Raw genomic sequence first — 379 nt, 5'->3', positions numbered from 1 at the left:
GGGGCGGGCAGGTCCGGATCGGTGCAGAGCAGCAGGCGCTGCTCGGGCGGCTTGCCTGGACGATCCGGGCGCTCCAGTTCCACCCAGACAGCCCGCACCACTCGGCCGTGCAGGAAGCGGGCGGCGACCCGGCAGCTGTGCCAGCGCACGACCTCCATTTGGCCGTAGAGAATGCGAGCACTGCGTTGGACCGGCAGGGCTGCCACCCGGTCTGGGGTGAGGCGCGCGCCATACTTGCGCGGCCGCCCCGGCCGCCGCCGCCGGGGCGGATGGGGCACCGTATAGAGGGCGAGATCGCGGCGCACGCGGCCGATCACGGTGTGGCCGTCAGCCAGCGCGCACTGGATCAACCAGCCGCGCATGAACCAGGCATCCAGCA

The 379-nt window shown here is 72.6% G+C and carries 1 protein-coding gene; it reads right to left on the bottom strand.

The window, feature by feature from the left end; genetic code table 11:
• Positions 1 to 362, bottom strand: a 362-nt coding sequence (locus Q7A36_RS41085; protein ID WP_305109523.1) for a hypothetical protein, incomplete at its 3' end; no start/stop codon positions are given.
• Between the last annotated feature and the right edge of the window lie 17 nt (positions 363 to 379).

Origin of the sequence: Paracraurococcus lichenis (genome assembly GCF_030657435.1) — a bacterium.
GTDB lineage: Bacteria > Pseudomonadota > Alphaproteobacteria > Acetobacterales > Acetobacteraceae > Paracraurococcus > Paracraurococcus lichenis.
The sequence above is the reverse complement of the archived record's forward strand: the minus strand, read 5'-3'. Positions and strand labels throughout refer to the sequence as shown.